Here is a 23,000-nt window from a genome sequence, read left to right as displayed (position 1 = left end):
CGGTGCTTCGCTGGCAGCCAGCGAAGCACCGGCGCCACAACCCAAGAAACGGGTACTAGACCCAGGAAACCGCGGATCTGGCTCCGCCAGTCCGCCGGTTTCGCCCCCTGGGGGGCGCGCGTAAGCGCGTAGGGGGGGGGGCTTCTACCTCGCCCGAGAGATACGTACCTCGGCGCCGCGGCGCTTCACTTCCAGGCCTTCGGAGGGCAGGATCTTCAGGCCTTCCAGGCCCTTGGCGTAGCTCGAACCCTGCATCTGCATGACGCGGATCTTGTTGCGCATCACGCTGGGGTTGTGCACGGGCATGCCGAACAGCCAGACCTCGTCCAGGATGCGGGCGGAGTTGAACTCGCCGGTGTGCTGGGCGGCGGGGCCCAGGCACAGCATGTGGCCTTCGCGGCCGAACACGGGCAGGCGGTCCAGGCCGCATTCGAAGGTCCAGGTCGTGCCGCCCTCGTAGCGCCAGCCCGTGTTCAGGTCCCACCAGGCTTCGCCCTTGGGGAAATAGACGCGGATCTGGTTGCCGGGCTGCACGGCCGGCGCGACCAGCAGGGCCGGGCCGAGCAGGTATTGCAGCTCGTGGGCATGCGCCTCGGGATCGTCCGGGAAGGACAGGGCCATGGAACGCTGCACCGGCAGGCCGGTGCGGGCCGCGTCCTCGATCACCCCCAGCACGTAGGGAATGAGCCTATAGCGCCACTGCATCAGCGTCTGCGCGTGCTGGAAGGCCTCCTCGCCGAAGTCCCAGGGCAGCAGCCCCGGCACGGCGTGAAAACGCAGGTGCGAACTGAACACGCCGGCCGCCAGCCAGCGCAGGTACAGCTCGGGCGTCATGGCGTCGCGCGGATGCTGGGGCGAACCGATGTCGTGGGCATGGGCGGGCAGCCCGCTGGCCCCCGCCGTCAGCGCGGCGCGCAGCGATTCGGCCAGTCCTTCCCAGGTGTTGGGCACGGACACGGGGGCCTGCATGGGCAGGCGCTGGCCGGTCGGGAAGAGATCGCGGCTCCACACCACGCCCTCGGGCGGGGTCTTGTTCCAGGCCGCCGCCTCGAACAGGCAGCGCTTGACCAGCATGGGATAGGCCGTGCGCAGCCGCGCTCCGGTATCGCCGTTGCGCGCCTCGACGCCGTCGGGGATGTCGAACTGGATGTCGCAGGACACCGCATCGACGCCCTCGTCCATGACCTGGCGGATCTTGTCGCGCCAGAAGGTCCACACGTCGCGGTGGGTCAGGTCGAGCAGGCCGAAGGCGACGCCCGCGCTGGCGGGCACGCCGGCGAACACCTGCGCGGCGCCGGATTCGTCGGTCAGCAGCCAGCCCTTGTCCTCGAGTTCGGCGAACATGGGGCTATGGGTGGGCACGCCCGGGAAACCGGGTGCGCACACCTTCAGGTCCAGGCCCTTGAACTCGCCCAGCACCTGGCGCGGATCGGGGAAGCGGGCGGCGTCCCATTCGAGGTTCAGCTTGGCGCGGATCTCCCAGGCCGCGGGCGGCCGGAACGACACGGCGTCGAGGGGCACGCCGCGGCTGCGCATCTGGCCGGCCACGGCGGCGAGCTGCTCGGCGCCGGTATCGGGCGCCTGGTGCAGCCACGTGCCCATGCTCCACAGCGTGGGCTGTCCCGCGCGGCCGGTCAACTGGGTGTACTGGTTCAGGATCTCGGCCGGCTCGCCCACGAACAGGAACACGTCCAACTGGGCGTCGGCCACGGTCACCACGTAGCTGTCGGGCGCGAACTCGGGCAGGCCGATGTCGTGCACGACGGATTCGAGCGTATTGACGTACAGCCCCCAGCCGCGCGGGCTCCAGGCCAGCGGCAGGGCGCGCGACTCGGCCTCGTCGGACACCACGCGCTCGGCGCGGCGGTCCAGCATGATGCGGCTTTCGCCCAGGCCGTGGACGGCTTCGCCAACCGCGAGGTCGAAGCACAGGGCCCACGACGTCGGGGCCGCGGCGTCTTCGGTGCCGAGCGGGCACAGGTCCTGGTCCGCGGACGAGGCCAGCACCTGCTGCCCCTTGCGGTACAAGGCCAGCCGCACGGGATTGGCGGCGATCTCGAGTACGTTGTCGCCCTGGACGATGCGCCAGCCGGGCTGGCCGGCCACATCCGCCTGTTCAACCACGGCCTCGCCTATGGCCTCGTCCCGGGCCAGCAGATCATGCAGGGCGGCGGCGCGCGTGGCGGAGCCGGAGGCCGGCTTGCCGGTGGCGGCGGGCGTGCCCATGCTCAACCTGAACACGCCTGGCGCGCTGGCCTCGACCAGCACCGGCTGGCCCTGGTCCGTCGTGAAACGGACGGCGGACGGGCTGGTCGTGTTGAGAGACAGGGATTCCAGACGCTGGTAGCGGGAGGAGTCGAATTGAAGTGGCACAGGTTTCCCTCGATCGCTTTCGACAGATTGGCAATAGCAAAGACGCAACCCTCGCGAGGCCCCGCTATCCGCCCCAAATGCGGCAAATGACCGCACTTTTTCGCCAAAACCTCTATTTTGACGGATTCGGGGAGGCAAATAAACCGTGGAAGAAGCCGTCTCCCGCACGGACGCGCTTCGCGGGGCGCCGCGAGAGGCCCGGCAAGGCCGTATCCGGGGCCATCCCGCGCCCCTGGAAGCAGCGGATCGGGACACGCGGGCCGGGCACCGCGCGCCCCCAGGCACGTCTTTTTTGCTGTTAATCCCGCTATTTTCCCACGATTCGGCCCGGGATCAGCGCCAGGCGATCATCCGCAGCAAATCCCCCTCCAGCACCATGGGTTCTCCCTCCAGGGAAGCGGCCAGTATGTCGCCTCCCAGCGCCGACCAGCTCAGGCCACGCGAGGCATAGCCCGAGGCGGCCCAGAGCCCGCCATGGACAGGCGATTCGCCGATCACCGGCAACCTGCCGGGCAGCACGGCGCGCCACCCGGCCCAGCCCGTGAACGCGCCGGGATCCAGGCCGGCCCCGGCCAGTGCCGGCAGCAGCCGCGCGGCCCGGTCCAGGTTGACCGCGTGGCCCTCGGCCGTGACGACGGCGCGCGAGGCATCGTGGACGTACGTGCTGCCGGCCACGCAGGCGCCGTCCACGGCGGGCAGCACGTAGCCGTCGCCCGCCACCACGCAGCGCGGCGGGCGCCAGGCGGCATCTTGCGCGGGAAGCAGCGTGATCTGTCCCGCTATGGCCTTTTGCCCGAAGAAACCCGGCAGTTCGCCGTCGGCGGCCAGTCCGCTGGCGGCAAGCAGCCGCGGCGCCTCGGCCGCATTGGCCAGCACCACGATCTCGGCCTCGGCCAGCGTGGCGCCTTCCTGGTCGAGGGCCCGCCACCGGCGGCCCGACGGCACGTCCGCCGCCAGCGCCTCGATGCGGGCTACCCGGGCCGCCCGGACTTCGATGCCCGGCCGGGACAGCAGCGCCGCCCCCAGCAGGCGCGGACGCACCCGCAGTCCGCCCGGAAAATAGACCCCGCCGCGCGCCGTCGGGCAACCCGCCAGCGCGCTGGCTTCGTCCCGCGTCACCGGTCGCACCCAGTCGGCCGGAAAACGCAGCTCCTCCAGCATGGCGCGCATGCCGGCCTCTTTGTCGTCGGATTTGGCCTGCTGCACGGTGCCGCAGCGGGCGACGATCCCGCCGTCCATCCACGGCGCCCAGCGCGCGGCCGCGCGCAAGGCACCGGCACGGCTCAGGCGCGCGCGGGGGCTGTCGTCCCGGGCCAGCAACGGCGTCAATGCGGCGGCCAGATGGCCGCCACCTTGCGGGGGAAAAGTCCAGGCCGCATCGAACACGGACACGCGCCAGCCACGCAACGCCAGCGCATGCGCCACACCGGCCCCGGCGATGCCCGCTCCCACCACGATGGCATGGCGCTCGGCGAAGGACGGCGGCTCGGCCGGCGCGTGGCGGCGCTCGAAGCGCGGCGCATGGCGCGCCACCGTCATGTGCAGCTTGCCGCCGAAGCCCTCCCTGCGCTCGACCTCGAAACCCGCCGCCTGCAAGGCGCGGCGCGCCGCGCCGGCGCTCGCCCAGGTCGCCGCCGTGGCATCCGGCGCGGCCAGCCTGGCCAGCGCCTTCATCAGCGGCTCGGACCACATGCCGGGATTCGCGGACGGCTTGAATCCATCCAGGAAAAAAGCGTCCGCGCGCAGGACCAGCCGGGGCACGATCTGTTCGGCCAGCCCGAAGGCCAGGGTCAGCGTCACCGCGCCGCCATCCAGGTCCAGCCGGTGCAGGCCGGGAAGAAGAGGCGGCCACTGCGCCAAGAGTTGCGCCGCCATGTCGTCCCACCCGGCGGGCACCCGCGCGCGCAGCAGCTCCGCCAGGTCCTCGCGGGCAAAGGGATGGGCCTCGACGGACACCACATGCAGCCTCCGGCTGCGCCGGGGATCGTCGCGCCAGGCGCGCCATAGCGCCAGGAAAGTCAGCCCCAGCCCGAATCCCGTCTCGCACACGGTGAAGCGCTCGCGTCCGCGCCATCGCTCCGGCAGACCGTTGCCCGCCAGGAACACATGGCGAGCCTGCTCCAACGCCCCCTGGGCGGCATGGTAGATGTCGCCGTAGAGCGGGCTATAAGGCAGGCCGTCCTGATCGAAGGCCGGGCGGGAAGGAGTCAGGGGGGTAAACACGGCGAGGATGATAACCCCCCCCTACGCCCTTCGGGCGCCCCCCAGGGGGCGATGCGGGTGGACCGGAAGGGAAGCCCACCCCCTACCCGCTACGCGGGCCCCCTCAAGGGGGCGATGCGGGTGGACCGGCAAAGCTGGATCCACTGCATCCTGGGTCTAGTACCGTTATCTTGGGTTTGGCACGGGTGCTATCGCTGGCTGCCAGCGGTAGCAACGGTGATCCAATCCAAGAAGCGCGTACTAGACCCAGGAAACCGCGGATCTGGCTTTGCCAGTCCGCCGGTTTCGCCCCCTGGGGGGCGCGCGTAAGCGCGTAGGGGGGGTACACTCCCTGTATGAGCATCCCCGCAGCCGCCACCATGGACAAGCCCGTCCCGCTGGATCTCTTCAAGGCGCTCGAAGCCGCCGTCACAGCCGCGCACGCCGGCGCGGCGATCTTGCAAGCCTATGCGCACAAGCGCTCGGAACTGGTGATCGACCTGAAGGCCCGCAACGATCTGGTTTCGCAGGCGGACCGCGAAGCCGAAATCGCGATCATCGAGGTCCTGCGCGCGCGCACGCCGCAATACGGCATCGTGGCCGAGGAGACGGGGGGCTCGCCTTCCGGTCCCGCCAGCTGGTACATCGACCCGCTGGACGGCACCACCAATTTCGTCCATGCCATTCCCCACTACGCCGTTTCCATCGCGCTGGTGGCCCAGGAAGGCTGCGGCATCGCCTTCGAAGAGACGCGGTGCGAGCCCGGGCCCGTGGTGGGAGTGATCTACGATCCCTGTCGTGAAGAGATGTTCACCTCGGTACGCGGCGTGGGCGCCTGGCTCAACAGCCACCGCATCCAGTGCTCGCGCACGGAAACCCTGGCCGATGCCCTGCTGGCCACCGGCTTTCCCTACAGCGACATGTCGTTCACCGAAAGCTACCTGCCCATGCTGCGCGACGCCATGCACGGCACGCGCGGCGTGCGCCGCAACGGCGCCGCGGCGCTCGACCTGGCCTGGGTGGCCTGCGGGCGCTTCGACGGCTACTGGGAGCTGCGGCTCAAGCCGTGGGACGTCGCCGCCGGCACGCTGCTGGTGCGCGAAGCCGGCGGGCAGGCCTTCGACCCGTTCGGGCGGGCTCCCTGGCCCGAGCAAGGCAACATCGTCGCCGGCGGCCCCGGCGTGGCCAAGGCCTTGCACGACCTGATCGGTCCCAACCTCAAGGCCGCCGGCGCGGGCTGAAGACCGCTCAGCGCACGATCATCAGGCCGATGCGCACCTGCGACTTGGCGCGCACGTTGTAGTCCAGCAGGGTCTCGCCGTAGCCGTTGAAATACTGCACGTGCAGGAAGCCGTTCAGGCGGCCCAGGCCCAGCTTGCGCAGCGGGTAGGCCATGTCCAGTTGCAGCGATCCCTTCTCGTGGCCCTTGCGCACCAGCGCCGACACCATCAGGCCGTCATCCTTGGCCCAGCGCAGTTGGTAGTCGACGTGGCCCCGATAGTCGGCGATGTCCGGATTGCCCTCGCGGGTCATGTAGTACTTGATCTTGGGGCCGAAGCTGAGCGTGCTGCCGTCGTCCAGGCGATAGCGCAGCGTGGGCCGGGCGTACAGGGAATTGATGGCGCGCGAGGTATCGCCGTCGCGCCCGTTGGATTCGTGCTCGAAGCCGCCGTCGAAACCCAGCGACTTGCGGCGGTCCTGCGACTCCCAGACCCGGTCGGACAGCCAGAAGACCGCGGGGCGATAGCTGCTGTCGCGGAACGGGGCCGAGTTCTCGCCTATGTCCCACAGCGAGGTCTGGCTATAGCCCAGGTACAGGTTGTTGAGAAAACCGGTTTCCTCGCCGTCGTAGGGCTGGAACAGCCGGAACTTCAGGCTGACCTGGAAGCGCGCGTTCAGGTTGGGACGGGCGCCGAAGCTGAAATACACGGGCTCGTAGGGCGACAGCGCGCTGCGGAAGCGGCTCAGCACGTCATGCTCGTCGTTGCCCGGGGCGGTGGCGTCCGACGGCGCCGGCCCCGACAGCGCGGTGCTGCCCGGCGCCGAGCCGGCCGACAGGCCGCTGACCGCCGCCAGCACGCCGCTGTCCGGCACCTGCGGCACCGCGCCGGGCGCGCGCGGATCGACGATGGGACCGATCGCGCGCGACCCCACGATGGCCCCTTTCTCGGCGGGCGTCGCGTCCAGCGCCAGCAGCACCGGCTCGCCTTCGATCGCGATGGCCTGCAGGCCGCGCGCCTGCTCGGGCACCACGGCCGACCAGGTCGCGCGCGAAAACTGTCCCACGGGAATCTGCAGCACGGCGGTGCCGCCGTCCAGCCGCGCGGGCGCGCGCACGACGCGGCCGGCGGCGTCGCGCCATTGCAGCACCAGCTCGCGCGGCGCGTCCCAGGTCGCCGTGGCGTTGCCGTCGTTGAAGAACATGGCCTCGATGCGCACGGTCTCGCCCGGCCCGGCCTGCATGCGGTCCAGCTTGAAGGTCACGCCCGCGTCCGCCCGCAAGGGCGCCGCGGCCATCAGGGCGAAAAGGCCCGCGGGCGCGAGCGCGCGGCGCACGATGCCATGCGGCGCACGAAGACGATGGTCAGCCATCCGACCTGGCATGTGGACTCCCCGACAACGCCCGCGATGGGGCAGACGCCGCCATTGTAGGGGCATGCCGGGAATAATCCGTTACGCGGCGGCCTCGGTGCCGGTCCGCAGTTCGCGCCGCAGGATCTTGCCCACGTTGGTCTTGGGCAGCTCCGACCGGAATTCCACATAGCGCGGCCGCTTGTAGCCGGTCAGGCGATCGCGGCAGAAGGCCTTCAGGTCCTGCTCGGTCAGCGCCGGATCGCGCTTGACCACGACCACCTTCACCGCCTCGCCGGAATGCTCGTCGGGCACGCCGATGGCGGCGCACTCCAGCACCCCCGGGTGCTGGGACACCACGGCCTCGACTTCGTTGGGATAGACGTTGAAGCCCGACACCAGGATCATGTCCTTCTTGCGGTCGACGATGCGGATGTAGCCGCGTTCGTCCATGATGCCGATGTCGCCGGTCTTGAAGAAACCGTCGGCCGTCATGACGCGGGCGGTCTCGTCCGGCATGTTCCAATAGCCCGGCATGACCTGCGGGCCGCGCAGCGCGATCTCGCCGCGCTCGCCTATCGGCAGCGCCGCGCCGTCGTCGTCCAGGATCGCCGCGTCGGTGGACGGCAGCGGGATGCCTATGGTGCCGGAATACTCCTTGATGTTGATGGGCGTGCAGCAGGCCACCGGCGAGGTCTCCGACAGCCCGTAGCCCTCGCACAGCGGGGACTTGGTCACCTCGCGCCAACGGTCGGCCACCGCCTTCTGCACCGCCATGCCGCCGCCCACGCTCACGCGCAGGCCCGAGAAGTCCAGCGAACGGAACTTCTCGTTGTTCAGCAGCGCGTTGAACAGCGTGTTGACGCCGGGAAAAAGCGTGAAGCGGTAACCGGACAAGGTCCTGACCAGGTCGGGAATGTCGCGCGGATTGGGCACCATGACGTTGAGGCCACCCGCCCGCATGCCGAGCAGGGCGCACACCGTCAGGCCGAAGATGTGATACAGCGGCAGGGCGCAGACGAAGATGTGCTGGGTGCGCTGTCCGCCTTGGCCGGAAGGCTGTTCGTCGGTCAGCAGCCAGGCATCGCATTGCAGGACGTTGGCGACCAGATTCCGGTGCAGCAGCACGGCCCCCTTGGCCACGCCCGTCGTGCCGCCGGTGTACTGCAGGAAGGCAATGTCGTCGGGCCCGACCTCGGGGCGCGCCAACTCCCGTGCCGCCCCCTGCGCCAGCGCGCGCCGGAAGCTCACGGCGCCCGGCAGGCTGAACGGCGGGACGAGCTTCTTGACGTAGCGCACCACGGCATTGACCACGGTGCCCTTCACGCCGCCCATCAGGTCGCCCATGGACGCCACCACGATGTGCCGGATGGCCGTGGCGGGCAGCACCTGCTGCAGCGTATGGGCGAAGTTCTCGAGGATGACGATGGCCTCGGCGCCGCTGTCCTTGAGCTGGTGCTCCAGTTCCGGGGCGGTGTAGAGGGGGTTGACGTTGACCACCGTATAGCCGGCCCGCAGCACCGCCGCGATGGCCACGGGATACTGCAGGACATTGGGCATCATCAGGGCCACGCGCGCGCCGCGCGGCAGTCCGCGCGATTGCAGCCAGGCTCCCAGCTTGCGCGACATGGCGTCGATGTCGGCGTAGGCAAGCGTCCTGCCCATGCAGACGAAGGCCGGGCGCTCGGCGTACTGCGCGAACGATTCCTCCAGCAACTGGATCAGGGACCGGTAGCGTCCCGGGTCGATGTCGGCGGGAATGCCCGGCGGGTAGTACGCCAGCCACGGTCTTTGCATGCACGTCTCCTGGTCCAGTCTTTGCCGCGCGGTGTCGGCTTATTGCGCCGATGATAGCCCAGCCGCCTGCGCGCGTTCGGTTTCCGCGAGCAATCGCCGCCGGCGCTCGGCATACGGCAGGCGCGCCAACTCGCGCGCCTCGTCCAGGAACGGCGCGAGGCTGCCGTCGCGGCAACTTTCGCAGCGGCGCGCCATGGCCAGCAGCGCCGGTACCCACTGGTGGTACGCGCCCATGGCCGCGAACTGCGCGTTGTTCAAGGTCTGCGCGAACCAGGCATCATAGCCGGCGTAGCCATGCCACCGCTCGCGCTTCATCCGCTCGTAGCGGGACTTCAGGTCGGCGATGATCTCGGCCTTGCGGGCGCGCCGCCGCTCGATCTCGTCCGGCCCCAGGCCCGCCGGATCGGGCGTGGTGGGCGCCGGCCCCTGGCGGGCGCCGGTCTCGCCGTAGGCCTGCGCCAGTTGCCGCCGCGTCTCCAGCAGCAGCGCGACGAAATCGTGCCGGCGCGCATCGAACGCCTCGTACGCGGGCCGCAGCGACTGGTTCTGCGGCTCGCGCAGCCAGCGGTCGACGCCGATCTGCTCCACCGCCGTGGCCAGCGACTCGTTGAAGGTCGTGTCGTTCTTCGCGTAGACCGCCTGGTGGGTCAGCTCGTGGAAAACCAGGCGCGCGACCTCGGCCGGCGGCAGGCGGATGAAGGTGTTGACGAAGGGATCGGGATACCAGCCCAGCGTCGAATAGGCGGGCACGCCGCCCACGTGCACGTCCCAGCCCCGTGCCTTCAGCTCGGCGGCCGTCCGCCGGGCCTCGGCTTCGCTGTAGTAGCCCCGATAGTCTATGCATCCCACCACCGGAAAACAGGACTGCTTGAGCCGCAGGGACAGTTCCGGCGTGGCGAACACGTTCCAGACCACGTAGGGGCGCTTGACGTCGGCGTATTCGGTGTAGCTGCGGTTGTCGGGCAGGCCCAGCACCTGGCTGGCATAGCGGCGCGCGTCTTGCGCATGACGCAATCGCTCGCGCAAATCGGGGGAAGTGGCGGGATCGGCCAGGACCTCGTCGACCGGCCGCGCCGCCTGCAGCAGCGACGAATGTCCGCCTATCGACTGCGCGTAGTAGCGCAGGTCGGCGCACCCGGCCAGCGCCGCTGCCAGGACCAGGGCACCCCAGGCCGCCCGGCCCCTCGTCGTTACACTCGCCATGGACAAGCTCATTGGAGATAATGGCTATGGTAACCGCCGGCCCCGGGGCACACGACCCCGCCGGCGACGCCGGACACGGCGCGGCACATCGGCCCTTCCCGCCTTCGCGACCGCCTGGACAAGGCGCGGCGCGCTCGCACCCGCGGCGGGGCAACGTTCAGGAGTTCCACATGAATCTGCTCGAACCCATCGTCGCTTTCCACAGCGACCTGAAGACGATCCGACGCGACCTCCACGCCCACCCCGAGCTGTGCTACGAGGAGCACCGCACGTCGGACACCATTGCCCGCCTGCTGGAAGGATGGGGCATCCCCGTCGTGCGCGGCCTGGGGGGCACCGGCCTGGTCGGCGTCCTGGAAGGCACGGACAGGAACGGACCGGCCATCGGCCTGCGGGCCGACATGGACGCCCTGCCCCTGCAGGAACTCAACACCTTCGAGCACGCCAGCGTGAACCCGGGCAAGATGCACGCCTGCGGCCACGACGGCCACTGCGCCATGCTGCTGGGCGCCGCCCGCCACCTGGCGGCGCACCGCGACTTCCCCGGTACCGTCTACCTGATCTTCCAGCCGGCCGAGGAAGGCGGCGGCGGCGGCAAGGCCATGATCGACGACGGGCTGTTCACGCGCTTTCCCATGGAGGCGGTGTTCGGCATGCACAACTGGCCCGGCATCCCGGTGGGCAGCTTCGCCGTGACGCCGGGCCCGATGATGGCCTCCAGCAACGATTTCCGCATCGTCGTCCGGGGCAAGGGCACCCACGCCGCGCTGCCTCACCTGGGCATCGATCCGGTCATGATCGCGGTGCAGCTCGCGCAGTCGCTGCAGACCATCCTGACCCGCAACAAGAAGCCCATCGACACCGCGGTGCTCAGCATCACCCAGATCCACGCGGGCACGACCACCAACATCGTGCCCGACGAGGCCGAGATGGTCGGCACGGTGCGCACCTTCACCATCGAGGTCCTGGACCTGATCGAGCAGCGCATGCACGAGATCGCCCGGGGCATGGAGCTGGCCCACGGCGCCCGCATCGAGGTCGATTTCCAGCGCAAGTACCCGCCGCTGATCAACCATCCCGACGAGACCCGTTTCGTGACCGACGTGCTGCGCTCGCTGGTCGGGCCCAACCAGGTGGATGCCGCGACCGAACCGACGATGGGCGCCGAGGACTTCGCCTTCATGCTGCAGGAAAAACCCGGCTGCTACGTCTTCATCGGCAACGGCGACGGCGCGCATCGCGAGGCGGGCCACGGGCTGGGGCCATGCACGCTGCACAACGGCAGCTACGACTTCAACGACGAACTGCTGCCGCTGGGGGCCAGCTTCTGGGTGAAGCTGGTCAGCGACTGGTTCGCTCGGCCTCGATCAGTATGACCCGGTAGTCGTTGACGTTGGTCAGCGTGGGCCCCGTCGTGATCAGGGTGTCGAGTTCCCGGAAATAGCCCCAGGCGTCGTTGGCGTCCAGCCACGGGCCGGGCGCGACGCCCCGGGCCGCGGCCCGCCGCAGGCGCTCGCTGTCCCACCAGGCGCCGGCGTTGTCCTCGCTGCCGTCGATGCCATCGGTGTCGCAGGCCAGGGCCGAGATCCTGGCTTCGCCGCACAGCTCGGCGGCCAGCGACAGCAGGAATTCGGTGCAGCGCCCGCCACGGCCGCTTCCACGCACCGTGACCGTGCATTCTCCTCCGGATACCAGCGCCACCGGCGCATCGAAGGGTTCGCCATGCCGCACGATCTGGCGCGCCAGCGCGGCATAGACCTTGGCCACCTCGCGGGCCTCGCCCGTGACGGTGTCGCCCAGCACCACCGCCTGGATGCCCGCGCGGCGCAGCACGCGCGCGCCGGCCTGCAGGCTTTGCTGGGCGGTGGCGATGACGTGGTTCTCCACCCGCTCGAACACCGGATCGCCCGCCTTGGGCGTCTCGGGGTGGCGCCCCGCGGCCCCGCCCTCGAGCCAGTCGACCACCGGCTGCGGCGCCTGCACGCCGTGGCGGCGCAGGATGTCGAGCGCGTCGGCATAGGTGCTGGGATCGGCCACCGTGGGGCCGGAGGCGATGGCGGACGGATCGTCGCCGGCGACGTCGGAGACGATCAGGCCCAGGACCCGGGCCCGCGTCGACGCGGCCAGGCGTCCGCCCTGCAACTGCGACAGGTGCTTGCGCACCACGTTCATCGATTCGATGGGGGCGCCGCTGCGCAGCAGCGACTGGGTGACCTCGCGCAGCGCGGCCATGGGCACCGCCGGCACCGGCAGCGACAACAGGCTGGAACCGCCGCCGGACACGAGCACGATCAGCAGGTCGTCCTCGCCCAGGTCGCAAGCCAGCCGCAGGATGTCGCCAGCGGCCCGTTCGCCGGCCGCGTCGGGCACGGGGTGGCCGGCCTCGACGCAGGCGATGCGGTCGAGCGGCATGCCGTGCCCGTAGCGGGTCACGACCAGGCCCTCCAGCGGGGCGTCGGCGGGCCAGGCGGCCTCGACGGCGCGGGCCATGCTGGCGGCGGCCTTGCCCGCGCCGACGACGACCGTGCGGCCCCTGGGTGGGGCCGGAAGGTGGCGGGCGGTGATGTGGAGGGGGTCGGCGGCGGCGACGGCCGCTTGAAACGATTCCAGGAGGAGTTGATGCATACGCGGGGAACGGCTGATGTCTCTTTTCGTGGTGATAGCCATTATGGCTGCCCGCCACCGCTTGGCTAGCTGGATGAAATCCCTATTCCACCCATCGCGCCGGCATGCACCACGCCCCCGCGTGGCACCTGGTCGCAGCCGTCCTCAGGCGCCGGGCGCCGCCGGAATCTGCAAGCCCCGCTGCACGGCGGGACGCGCCACGAAGGCATCCAGCACCCGCTTCACGTTGGCGAAGTCGGCGAACCCGACCAGCTCGCCCGCGCCGTAGAAGCCCACCAGGTTGCGCACCCAGGGGAAGGTGGCGATGTCGGCGATGCCGTAGTCGTCGCCCAGGATCCAGGCCTTGCCTTCCAGGTGGCGGTCCAGCACGCCCAGCAGGCGGCGCGACTCGGCCACGTAGCGGTCGCGGGGGCGCTTGTCCTCGTAGTCCTTGCCGGCGAATTTATGGAAGAACCCCACTTGGCCGAACATGGGGCCGATGCCTCCCATCTGGAACATCACCCACTGCATGGCCTGGTAGCGGCCGGCGGGATCCCGCGGGATGAACTTGCCCGATTTCTCGGCCAGGTAGATCAGGATGGCGCCGGACTCGAACAGCGGCAGCGGCTTGCCGCCCGGGCCGTCGGGATCGAGGATGGCGGGAATCTTGTTGTTCGGGTTGAGCGACAGGAACTCCGGCGACATCTGGTCCTGGGTGTCGAACGCCACCCGGTGCGGCTCGTACGGCAGGCCGGTTTCCTCGAGCATGATCGAGACCTTCACGCCATTGGGCGTGGGCAGCGAATAGAGCTGGATGCGGTCCGGATGCTGCGCGGGCCATTTGCGGGTGATCGGGAAAGCGGAAAGATCCGTCATGGGGAATCCTTGCTCGATGGAAGTGTCGGTCCGCCCGACTATACCAGCCGTGCACGGCAGCCACGCAGGGGGGCGGGGCCGTAGAATATTGATGAAGATCGATCAACCTTGAAGACCATGCCGCACAAGGACTATCTCAGCGCCAAGGAAGCCGTGGAGCTGCTGGGCATACGCATGCAGACCCTCTATGCCTACGTCAGCAAGGGATGGATACGCAGCGTCAAGCAGCCGGACACGCGCCAGCGCCTGTACCTGCACGAGGACGTCCTGCGGGTCAAGGCGCGCTCCACCGCCCGCTCGGGGCACGGGGCGGTGGCCGCCTCGGCCATGAACTGGGGCGAGCCCATCATTCCCACCTCGATCACCGAGATCCGTTCCGACGGTCCGCACTACCGCGGCCATTCCGCGGTGCGGCTGGCCCGCGGCCACGCCAGCTACGAAGCCGTGTGCGAGCTGCTGTGGACCGGCGTCTGGCACGATGCGCCGCGCCGCTGGGATACGGGCATCACGCCCCGGCTCCAGGAAACCCTGCTGGAATCGCTGGCGCCGCCCAAGTCCAACAGCGGGCTGCTGGAGATCATGGCCATCGTCACCCTGCGCCTGGGCATGTCGCGAGGATCGGTGGAAGACCGCATGCGCGGCGGCCACATGCACGAAGCCGCGCGGCAGCTGATCAAGACCCTGGCCGGCTGCATGGGCCTGGTGTCGCGCCGGCGGCGCTTCCATGCCATACCCGACGAGGCGTCCATGGCCGAGGGCCTGCTGGCGGCCCTGGACCTGCCCGCCAGCCCGGCCAACCTGCAAGCCATGGAAGCCTTCCTGGTGCTGTTCGCCGACCACGAGCTCTCGCCCAGCACCTTCGCCGCACGCGTGGCGGCCTCGGGCGGATCGACCCTGCACAGCTGCGTCGCGTCGGCCATCTGCAGCTCGGCCGGCGTGCACCTGGGGCGGATGTACGACCGGATCGAAGACTTCCTGCGCAGCGCCGACGACGCCGCCGGCCTCATGCAGCGGGCGCGCGCGCAACACGAGCGCGGCGCCAGCGTGCCCGGCTTCGGCCACCCGCTCTATCCCAAGGGCGACGAACGCGCCGAGCTGCTGCTCGAACTGGCCCGCAACCGGCCGCGCAAGAAGGCGGCGCTCGAACAGGTCCATCGCTTCATCGACGACGTGCGCGGCGAGTTCGGCCTGCATCCCCGGCATGAACTCGGCGGCATCGTCCTGGCCATGGCCATGGGCGTGCCGCGCCAATCGGTGGGCACGCTGTTCACGCTGGCGCGCATGGCGGGCTGGGTCGCCCACGTGCAGGAGCAGCGCCTGAGCGGCATGCTGCTGCGGCCCCGGGCCAAGTTCGTGGGCGCCGCCGGCGACCCCTGAACCTCAGTCGGCCGCGGGCCAGAACGACTCGATCTCGGCCCACAGCGCGTCGGGCGCTTCCTCGGCGATGTAGTGGCCGCAGTCCAGCGCCCGGCCGTCGACCTGCGAGGCCTGCCTGCGCCACAGGTCCAGTACGTCGAAATAGCGCCCCACCACGCCCTTCCCGCCCCACAGCACCCGCAGCGGGCAATCCACGCGGTTGCCCTGGTCGCGGTCGGCGCGATCGTGTTCCAGGTCGATGGTGGCGGCCGCGCGATAGTCCTCGCAGATCGCGTGCGCCCAATGCGGATGGCGCGCGCAGCGTTCGTACTCGGCCATCGCGCGATCGGCGAAGGGAGCCAGGCCCGCGTGGCGGCCGCCCATCACGGAACGCAGATAGAACGCCGGATCGGCGCCGATCAGCTTTTCCGGAAAAGGCGCCGGCTGGATCAGCCAGAACCAGTGGTAGTAGGCCTGCGCGAAACCGCGCGTGGTGCCCTCGTACATGTCCAGCGTGGGCGCGATGTCCAGCAGCATCATGCGCTCGACCCGCTCGGCATGGTCCAGCGCCAGCCGGTGCGCGACGCGCGCCCCGCGGTCGTGGGCCAGCACGCCGAAGGTCTCGTAGCCGATGCAGCGCATCACCTCGACCGCGTCCACCGCCATCGTGCGCTTGGAGAAGGCCTCGTGCCCGGCCGGCTCGTCCGCCGGCATGCCGCTGTCGCCATAGCCGCGCAGGTCGATGGCGACGCAGGTATAGCGGTTGGTCAGCCGGGCCCACAGCTTGTGCCACATGGCATGGGACTGGGGATGTCCGTGCATCAGCAGCAGCGCCGGCCCGGTGCCGCCCACGCGCGTGGCGATGTCCACGCCATTGACGTGGAAGTGCTGCAGCCGGTCGTTGAAGAGCGAGATCTCGGACATGGCGGCCCCTAGCTTTTCGCGACGATTTCCGCCACCGCCTTGCCGACGTCGGCCGTGACCGCCTTGCCGCCCATGTCGGGCGTGCGCGGGCCGTCGGACAACACGGTCTCGATGGCAGACAGGATGGCGTCGTGCGCCCCCTTGTGGCCCAGGAACTCCAGCATCAATGCGCCCGACCAGATCTGCGCGATGGGATTGGCCACGCCCTTGCCGGCGATGTCGGGCGCCGAGCCGTGCACCGGCTCGAACAGCGACGGGAAGCGGCGGTCGGGATTCAGGTTGGCCGAGGGCGCGATGCCGATGGTGCCGGTGCAGGCGGGTCCCAGGTCGGACAGGATGTCGCCGAACAGGTTGGAAGCCACCACCACGTCGAACCAGTCGGGGTGCAGCACGAAATTGGCGGTCAGGATGTCGATGTGGAACTTGTCCACGCGCACGTCGCCATATTTGCCCGCCATCGCCTCCACGCGCTCGTCCCAGTACGGCATGCTGATGGCGATGCCGTTGGATTTCGTGGCCGAGGTCAGGTGCTTGCGGGGACGCGACGCCGCCAGGTCGAAGGCGAACTTCAGCACCCGGTCGACCCCGGTGCGCGTCATGACCGTCTCCTGCAGCACGACCTCGCGATCGGTACCCTCGAACATGCGGCCGCCCACGCTGGAATACTCGCCCTCGGTGTTTTCGCGCACCACGTAGAAATCGATGTCGCCCGGCTTGCGGTTGGCCAGCGGCGACGGCACGCCGGGCATCAGCCGCACGGGGCGCAGGTTCACGTACTGGTCGAACTCGCGGCGGAACTTCAACAGCGAACCCCACAGCGAGACGTGGTCCGGCACCGTGGCCGGCCAGCCTACCGCGCCGAAGAAGATCGCGTCATGGCCGCCGATCTGCTCCTTCCAGTCGTCGGGCAGCATCGCGCCATGCCGCGCGTAGTACTGGCACGAGGCGAAGTCGAACCGGTCGAACGACAGGCCGATGCCGAAGCGCGACGCCGCCGCCTCCAGGACACGCAAGCCTTCTGGAACGACCTCGGTGCCGATGCCGTCGCCGGGGATCACTGCAATGCGGTGGGCCATGGATGAAACGTCCTTGTCGTGATGGCGCCGGCACGCAAGCCTGTCGCGAAAACCGGTGCGGGATGGAATGGATCAAGTGTATCTCGCGCTTGCCCTTCATAATTGAACGAGATAAAAACCATTGTTGAATGGAGGTTAATAATGGACACCATCTCCGACCTCGCCTTCTTTTCGCTCCTGATGCGCCAGGGCAGCCTGTCCTCCGCCGCCCGCGAACTGGGCCTGTCCACCCCGGCCGTCAGCAAGCGCCTGCAGCGGCTGGAGCGGCGCCTGGGCGTGCGCCTGCTCAACCGCACCACCCGCCGCATCGCGCTGACCCACGAGGGCGAGCTCTACCTGCGCGAAGGCAACCGCATCCTGGCCGACGTCGAGGAACTGGAACATACCGTCGGCCGCAGCCGCGACGAACCCCGGGGCCTGCTGCGCATCAACGCCACCCTGGGCTTCGGCCGCCACCACATCGCCCCCGCCCTGTCCGATTTCCTCAAGCGCTTCCCCGCCGTCCAGGCCCAGCTGCACCTGACCGACCGCCCCGCCAGCCTGCTGGACGAATCCTTCGACGTCTGCATCCGCATCGGCGACCTCCCCGACGCCCGCCTGACCGCCCGCAAGATCGCCTCGAACCGCCGCCTGCTGTGCGCCTCGCCCATCTACCTGAAGCGCCACGCGCCCCCCGCCTCCCCGCGCGACCTGGCCCGCCACCCCTGCATCGTCATCCGTGAAAGCGATACCGCCCACGGCACCTGGCACCTGCGCTCCGGTACCCGCGCCGAAACCGTCAAGGTGCGCGGCCCCCTCAGCGCCAACGACGGCGAAAGCGCCCTGTACTGGGCCCTGGAGGGCCACGGCATCATCATGCGTTCGGAATGGGAAGTCGGCGCCTACCTGCGCTCGGGCAGGCTGGTCGCCGTCCTGGAAGAATGGCACACCCCCTCGGCCGACATCTTCGCGCTCTACCCCGAACGCCAGAATCTGTCCGCCAAGACCACCGCCTTCGTGGATTTCCTGGCGGAACGGTTCGCGCATCGGCGACGGGACAGGGAAGAAGGGTTGTCGTGGTAACGGGAATACCTCGCCCCCTGCCGCCGTACAGACCGCCCCCCTTTCTAAATCAATGCGGCAGGATCTTCGACAGGAAATGGCGGGCACGCTCGGACCGCTGCGCCGACGGATCGAAGAACGTTTCCTTGTCGGTGTCCTCCACGATCCTTCCCCCGTCCATGAACACCACCCGATGCGCCACCTTCCTGGCGAACCCCATCTCGTGGGTCACCACCATCATCGTCATTCCCTCTTTCGCCAGATCCACCATCACATCCAGCACCTCGTTGACCATCTCGGGATCCAGCGCCGACGTCGGCTCATCGAACAGCATCGCGACCGGGTCCATCGACAACGCCCGCGCGATCGCCACCCGCTGCTGCTGCCCCCCCGACAACTGCCCCGGGAACTTCTCCCGATGCGTCTTCAGCCCCACCCGGTCCAGCAACTTCTGCGCCCGCTCCTCGGCCTCGTCCTTCCCGCGCCCCAGCACCTTCACCTGCGCCAGCGTCAGGTTGTCCATCACCGACAAATGGGGAAACAGCTCGAAATGCTGGAACACCATCCCCACCTTCGAGCGCAGCTTCGGCAGATTCGTCTTCGCATCGCCCACCGAGATGCCGTCCACCACGATCTCCCCTTCCTGGAAGGGCTCCAGCGCGTTGACCGTCTTGATCAACGTCGACTTGCCCGACCCCGATGGCCCGCACACCACCACCACTTCGCCGGTCGCCACCGACGTCGTGCAATCGGCCAACACCTGGAAAGACCCGTACCACTTGCTGACATGCTTGATCTCGATCATTCGAGACTCTCCTGAAAATATCCCCGGGCCGGGTCAGCGGACGATCGCCACCCGCTGCTGCAAGCGTCGCACCAGCCTGGACGCCGCAAAGCAGATGATGAAATACACCACCGCCGCGAACACGTACATCTCGACCAGCCGCCCGTCGCGCTGCGCCACCTTCGACGCCGCCCCCAGGAAATCCGTGATCGACAGCACATACACCAGCGACGTGTCCTGGAACAGCACGATGGTCTGCGTCAACAGCACCGGGATCATGTTGCGGAAGGCCTGCGGCAGAACCACGCTGCCCATGGTCTGCCAGTAGTTCAGGCCCAACGCGTAGGCGGCATAGGTCTGCCCGCGCGAGATCGACTGGATGCCGGCCCGCATGATCTCGCAGAAAAAGGCCGCCTCGAACATCGTGAAGGTGATCACCGAGGACCAATAGGCGCCGACCTTGATCGGCGTGGACGACCCGATGATCCACGCGCCGATGTAGGGCACGAGGAAATAGAACCAGAAGATCACCAGCAGGAGGGGCAGCGAACGCATCAGGTTCACGTAGGTGCCCGCCACCGCCGACAGCCAGCGGAAGCGCGACAGCCGCATCATCGCCAGCAGCGTGCCGAAGACGATGCCGCCCGCCGTCGCCATCGCGGTCAGCGTCAGCGTGAAGGTCATGCCCTCCTTGAACAGGTAGGGCAGCGTGCGCCAGATGACGTCGAAATCGAAGTTGCCGAACATGTCCGCCCCCGTTCAGTGCGAGCCGCCGCGCGCGGGCCCGATGAAGCCGGGTACCGCCACGCGCCGCTCCACCCAGCGCATGAAGGTGACGACGACCAGGCTGACGATCAGGTACAGCACCGTGGCCGCGGCGAAGGCCTCGAACACCTGGAAGCTGAATTCCTGCATCGACCGGGCGCGGCCCGTGAGTTCCAGCAGGCCGATGGTCATGGCAACCGACGAGTTCTTGATGATGTTCATGAACTCGGACGTCAGCGGCGGCAGGATCACCCGGTAGGCGATGGGCAGCAACACATAGCGATAGACCTGCGTGCCGCGCAGCCCCAGCGCGGTGGCCGCCATGCGCTGCCCGCGCGGCAGCGACTCGATGCCGGCCCGCACCTGTTCCGCTACCCGCGCCGAGGTGAAGAACCCCAGGCACAGCACCGCCGGCCAGTACGCGCCCCACGGCGGCGCGATCTGCTTGATCGCGTTGCCCAGCGCCTCGGGCAGCAGCTCGGGCAGCACGAAATACCACAGGAAAAGCTGCACCAGCAGCGGGATGTTGCGGAACAGCTCCACGTAGGCCCCGGCCAGGCGTACCGCCCACTTGAGCTGCGTGGTGCGCACCACGCCGACGATGGAGCCCAGCACGAAGGCGATCACCCATGCCGCCAGGGCCGTGGCCAGCGTCCACTGCAGGCCCGACAGCAACGTGTCCATGTAGGTGCCCTGGCCGTCTGGCGACAGCTCCCAGAAGATCTTCCAGTTCCAGTTGTAGTTCATCGCGGCTCCGCCGTGCTTACCCGGTCCGGCACGGGGCCGGCCCCATGGAAACAGGGGACCGCTCGGGTCCCCTGGAATCCTGCTCGATCATGCGCAGCGCATGGCCGGCTGCCTGGCCTTCCGGCCCGGCAATCAGCGATAGGCTGCCGGGTCTCCCGAATCGGTGGGATTGGCGATCACCTTCTTGAGCGAATCGCTCATGGGCACCTTCAGGTTGACGTTGCGCGGCGGAATGGGCGAGTTGAACCACTTCTGATAGAGCTTCTCGACCTCGCCCGACTTCATCATCGCCACGACGGCGTCGTCCACCACCTTCTTGAACGCCGGGTCGTCCTTGGGCTCGATCATGCCGTAGGGCTCGACGGTATAGGCCTTGCTGCTGACCATCCACTGGTCCGGGCTCTTGGAGTTGGCCACCAGCCCGTACAGCAGGATGTCGTCCATGAAGAAGGCTGCGGCGCGCCCGCTGTCGACCATCAGGAAGGCATCGGCATGGTCCTTGGCGGGGATGATCTGCATGCCCAGGTTTTCCTTGCCGTTGGTCTCGGTCAGCCACTTCAGGTTGCTGGTGCCAGCCGTCGAGACGACGGTCTTGCCCTTGAAGTCTGAAAGGTCGTTCAGTTTCGAGCTTTTCTTGGCGACGAAACGCGTGGCCGTCACGAACGTGGTCGGCGCGAACGACACCTGCTGCTGGCGCTCGGCATTGTTGGTGGTCGACCCGCATTCGAGGTCCACCGTGCCGTTGGCGATGAGGGGAATGCGGGTGGCCGAGGTGACCGGCGCAAGCGCGACGTTCAGCTTGGGCAGCTTCAGGTGGCTCTTGATCGCGTCGGCGATCTTGTAGCAGATGTCCATCGAGTAGCCGATGGATTTCTGGTTGTCGTCCAGGTAGGAGAAAGGAATGGAGGAATCGCGATAGCCAAGCGTCAGCGTCCCCGTGTCCTTGATCTTCTTGAGCCGGCCGGTCAGGTCTTGCGCCGAGACAGACGACACGGCGACCAGGGTCAGCGCGGCGGAGAGCAGCACGAGTTTCTTCATGGAATCTCCCTTCCGTAACTAGTAACGATGTCGGCCGAGTGTAGCAACAAGCCGACAGTACGGACATGGATTTTTACCCGAGCCGAGCCCGGGAACGTGCCGTCACCCTCCCGGACCACCCCTCATCTCAAACCGCCACTTTCTTGAACCGGTAGGGCCGCGTCAACACCTCCGGCTTGAGGACCTGCTCCAGGGTCTCCGCATCCAGCAGCCCCGCTTCCAGCACCAGATCCGCCACCGGCCGGCCCGTCCGCATCGCATCCCGCGCGATCCGCGTCGCCGCCTCATACCCGAGCACCGGATTCAGGGCCGTCGCCAGCCCCGCCGACCGCTTCACGGCCTGCGCCAGCCGCTCGCGATTCGCCGTGATCCCCTTGACGCAGTTGTGCGTCAACGTGGTGCATGCCGCTTCCAGGTGCGAAATGCTCTTGACCAGGCTCCACGCGATGATGGGCTCGAAGGCATTGAGCTGCAGCTGGCCGCTTTCGGACGCCATCGTGATCGTCATGTCGTTGCCGATGACCTCGAAGGCCACCTGGTTGACCACTTCCGGAATGATGGGGTTCACCTTCCCCGGCATGATGGAGCTGCCCGCCGCGCGCTCCGGGAGGTTGATCTCGTTCAGCCCCGACTGCGGTCCCGACGACAGCAGCCGCAGGTCGTTGCAGGTCTTGGACAGCTTGCAGGCCACGCGCTTCAGGACGCCGGACAACTGCACGAACGCGCCCGTGTCCTGCGTCGCCTCGATCATGTTCGCCGCGCGCACCAGCGGCAGCCCCGTGATCTCGGCCAGGTACCGCACCGCCAGCGGGCTGTAGTCGGGATCGGTATTGATGCCGGTACCGATGGCGGTCGCGCCCAGGTTCACTTCCACCATCAGCGTCCGGGCCTCGCCCAGCCGCGCCTCGTCCTCGCCCAGCATGACGGCATAGGTCAGGAACTCCTGGCCCAGCGTCATCGGCACCGCGTCCTGCAACTGCGTGCGCCCCATCTTCAGCACGTCGTCGAACTCCAGCGCCTTGGCCTCGAAGGCGCCGCGCAGTTCGGCCATGGCCACCAGCAGGCGCTGCAAGGAAAAGCACATCGCGATGCGCAGCGCGGTCGGATAGACGTCGTTGGTGCTTTGCGAGGCGTTCACGTCCTGGATGGGGTGCAGGACGTCGTACTGGCCCTTCCTGGCCCCCAACAGCTCCAGCGCACGATTGGCGATGACCTCGTTGGCGTTCATGTTGGTCGAGGTGCCGGCCCCGCCCTGGATCACGTCGACGATGAACTGGTCGTGCAGCGCGCCTTCGATGATCTCCTGGCAGGCCTGGACGATCGCCCCGGCCCGTTCCGCGGGCAGCACGCCCAGGTCCTGGTTGGCGCGGGCCGCCGCCAGCTTGACGCAGGCCAGGGCCCGCACCAGGTCGGCCTGGCCGCCTATGGTCGAGCCGGAAATCGGAAAGTTCTCGCGGGCGCGCAGGGAATGGATGCCCCAGTAGGCGTCGGCGGGAATCTCGCGCTCGCCAAGCAGGTCGTGTTCGATGCGGAAGAGGCCGGAAGCGGCATTGCTGCTCATGTTCGATGTCCATCGGAAAGGCCGCCGCACCATGCGGCGCCCGATGGAAAACACTATAGGCAGGCGCCCCGCGATAGCGCCA

Annotated in this window: 18 protein-coding genes; 4 read left to right on the top strand and 14 right to left on the bottom strand. The window is 68.6% G+C overall.

Translation table 11 applies throughout. From position 1 onward, the window contains the following. Positions 1 to 144: 144 nt before the first annotated feature. A complete protein-coding gene (locus tag ABD104_RS15545) occupies positions 145 to 2,373 on the bottom strand; it encodes a glycoside hydrolase family 31 protein (protein WP_087837612.1) in 2,229 nt (742 codons plus the stop codon). 333 nt (positions 2,374 to 2,706) lie between these two features. Next, entirely contained in the window at positions 2,707 to 4,605 is a 1,899-nt protein-coding gene (mnmC, locus tag ABD104_RS15540) for a bifunctional tRNA (5-methylaminomethyl-2-thiouridine)(34)-methyltransferase MnmC2/FAD-dependent 5-carboxymethylaminomethyl-2-thiouridine(34) oxidoreductase MnmC1 (RefSeq protein ID WP_087837611.1), read from the bottom strand. A gap of 326 nt (positions 4,606 to 4,931) precedes the next feature. Here mnmC and ABD104_RS15535 point away from each other — a divergent pair, with 326 nt between their 5' ends. Continuing rightward, positions 4,932 to 5,816, top strand: coding sequence for an inositol monophosphatase family protein (locus ABD104_RS15535; protein ID WP_243724377.1), 885 nt, complete (start codon positions 4,932 to 4,934; stop codon positions 5,814 to 5,816). 7 nt (positions 5,817 to 5,823) lie between these two features. On the opposite strand, the gene ABD104_RS15530 is transcribed toward ABD104_RS15535, so the two are convergent. The 3 genes from ABD104_RS15530 to ABD104_RS15520 form a co-directional block, all read right to left on the bottom strand. Further along, the gene (locus ABD104_RS15530) at positions 5,824 to 7,167 is read right to left on the bottom strand and encodes a phospholipase A (protein ID WP_343927783.1); all 1,344 of its coding nucleotides are present in this window, start codon (positions 7,165 to 7,167) and stop codon (positions 5,824 to 5,826) included. 81 nt (positions 7,168 to 7,248) lie between these two features. Next, positions 7,249 to 8,943 (bottom strand): long-chain-fatty-acid--CoA ligase, encoded by a 1,695-nt coding sequence (locus ABD104_RS15525; protein WP_343927782.1) that lies wholly within the window; start codon positions 8,941 to 8,943, stop codon positions 7,249 to 7,251. Positions 8,944 to 8,982: 39 nt separating this feature from the next. Continuing rightward, entirely contained in the window at positions 8,983 to 10,146 is a 1,164-nt protein-coding gene (locus ABD104_RS15520) for an aminopeptidase (RefSeq protein ID WP_343927781.1), read from the bottom strand. 170 nt (positions 10,147 to 10,316) lie between these two features. On the opposite strand from ABD104_RS15520, the gene ABD104_RS15515 reads away from it, so the two are divergent. Continuing rightward, on the top strand, positions 10,317 to 11,522 hold the full coding sequence (locus ABD104_RS15515) for a M20 aminoacylase family protein (RefSeq protein ID WP_087837606.1): 1,206 nt from the start codon (positions 10,317 to 10,319) through the stop codon (positions 11,520 to 11,522). On the opposite strand, the gene ABD104_RS15510 is transcribed toward ABD104_RS15515, so the two are convergent. After that, complete coding sequence (locus tag ABD104_RS15510; protein WP_343927780.1) at positions 11,488 to 12,771, bottom strand: glycerate kinase type-2 family protein; 1,284 nt, start codon at positions 12,769 to 12,771, stop codon at positions 11,488 to 11,490. The genes ABD104_RS15515 and ABD104_RS15510 overlap by 35 nt on opposite strands. Positions 12,772 to 12,915: 144 nt before the next feature. After that, positions 12,916 to 13,626 (bottom strand): glutathione S-transferase N-terminal domain-containing protein, encoded by a 711-nt coding sequence (locus tag ABD104_RS15505; RefSeq protein WP_132979045.1) that lies wholly within the window; start codon positions 13,624 to 13,626, stop codon positions 12,916 to 12,918. A 117-nt stretch (positions 13,627 to 13,743) separates the two neighbouring features. Here ABD104_RS15505 and ABD104_RS15500 point away from each other — a divergent pair, with 117 nt between their 5' ends. After that, complete coding sequence (locus ABD104_RS15500) at positions 13,744 to 15,003, top strand: citrate synthase family protein (protein ID WP_243724393.1); 1,260 nt, start codon at positions 13,744 to 13,746, stop codon at positions 15,001 to 15,003. A gap of 3 nt (positions 15,004 to 15,006) precedes the next feature. Here ABD104_RS15500 and ABD104_RS15495 read toward each other — a convergent pair whose 3' ends face one another. Both ABD104_RS15495 and ABD104_RS15490 read right to left on the bottom strand, forming a co-directional pair. Then, positions 15,007 to 15,906 (bottom strand): alpha/beta fold hydrolase, encoded by a 900-nt coding sequence (locus ABD104_RS15495; protein ID WP_132979046.1) that lies wholly within the window; start codon positions 15,904 to 15,906, stop codon positions 15,007 to 15,009. Between the two features lie 8 nt (positions 15,907 to 15,914). Continuing rightward, complete coding sequence (locus tag ABD104_RS15490) at positions 15,915 to 16,982, bottom strand: tartrate dehydrogenase (protein ID WP_279818111.1); 1,068 nt, start codon at positions 16,980 to 16,982, stop codon at positions 15,915 to 15,917. A gap of 141 nt (positions 16,983 to 17,123) precedes the next feature. Here ABD104_RS15490 and ABD104_RS15485 point away from each other — a divergent pair, with 141 nt between their 5' ends. Beyond that, on the top strand, positions 17,124 to 18,044 hold the full coding sequence (locus ABD104_RS15485; RefSeq protein WP_343927779.1) for a LysR family transcriptional regulator: 921 nt from the start codon (positions 17,124 to 17,126) through the stop codon (positions 18,042 to 18,044). Positions 18,045 to 18,093: 49 nt separating this feature from the next. Here the strand turns inward: ABD104_RS15485 and ABD104_RS15480 are convergent, their stop codons facing one another. The 5 genes from ABD104_RS15480 to aspA form a co-directional block, all read right to left on the bottom strand. Next, positions 18,094 to 18,828, bottom strand: coding sequence for an amino acid ABC transporter ATP-binding protein (locus ABD104_RS15480; RefSeq protein WP_343927778.1), 735 nt, complete (start codon positions 18,826 to 18,828; stop codon positions 18,094 to 18,096). Between the two features lie 33 nt (positions 18,829 to 18,861). After that, complete coding sequence (locus ABD104_RS15475; protein WP_343927777.1) at positions 18,862 to 19,554, bottom strand: amino acid ABC transporter permease; 693 nt, start codon at positions 19,552 to 19,554, stop codon at positions 18,862 to 18,864. 12 nt (positions 19,555 to 19,566) lie between these two features. Further along, complete coding sequence (locus ABD104_RS15470; protein ID WP_343927776.1) at positions 19,567 to 20,319, bottom strand: amino acid ABC transporter permease; 753 nt, start codon at positions 20,317 to 20,319, stop codon at positions 19,567 to 19,569. Positions 20,320 to 20,451: 132 nt separating this feature from the next. Then, positions 20,452 to 21,357 carry an amino acid ABC transporter substrate-binding protein gene (locus ABD104_RS15465; RefSeq protein ID WP_087837597.1) on the bottom strand — a complete coding sequence of 302 codons (906 nt, stop codon included), beginning with the start codon at positions 21,355 to 21,357 and terminating at the stop codon, positions 20,452 to 20,454. Positions 21,358 to 21,484: 127 nt separating this feature from the next. After that, positions 21,485 to 22,918: an aspartate ammonia-lyase gene (aspA, locus tag ABD104_RS15460; protein WP_087837596.1), complete on the bottom strand. Its 1,434-nt coding sequence runs from the start codon at positions 22,916 to 22,918 to the stop codon at positions 21,485 to 21,487. Between the last annotated feature and the right edge of the window lie 82 nt (positions 22,919 to 23,000).

Origin of the sequence: Pigmentiphaga daeguensis (genome assembly GCF_039523035.1) — a bacterium.
GTDB classification, from domain to species: Bacteria; Pseudomonadota; Gammaproteobacteria; order Burkholderiales; family Burkholderiaceae_B; genus Pigmentiphaga; species Pigmentiphaga daeguensis.
Note: the sequence above shows the minus strand (reverse complement) of the source record. Positions and strands in the feature narration are given on the sequence as shown.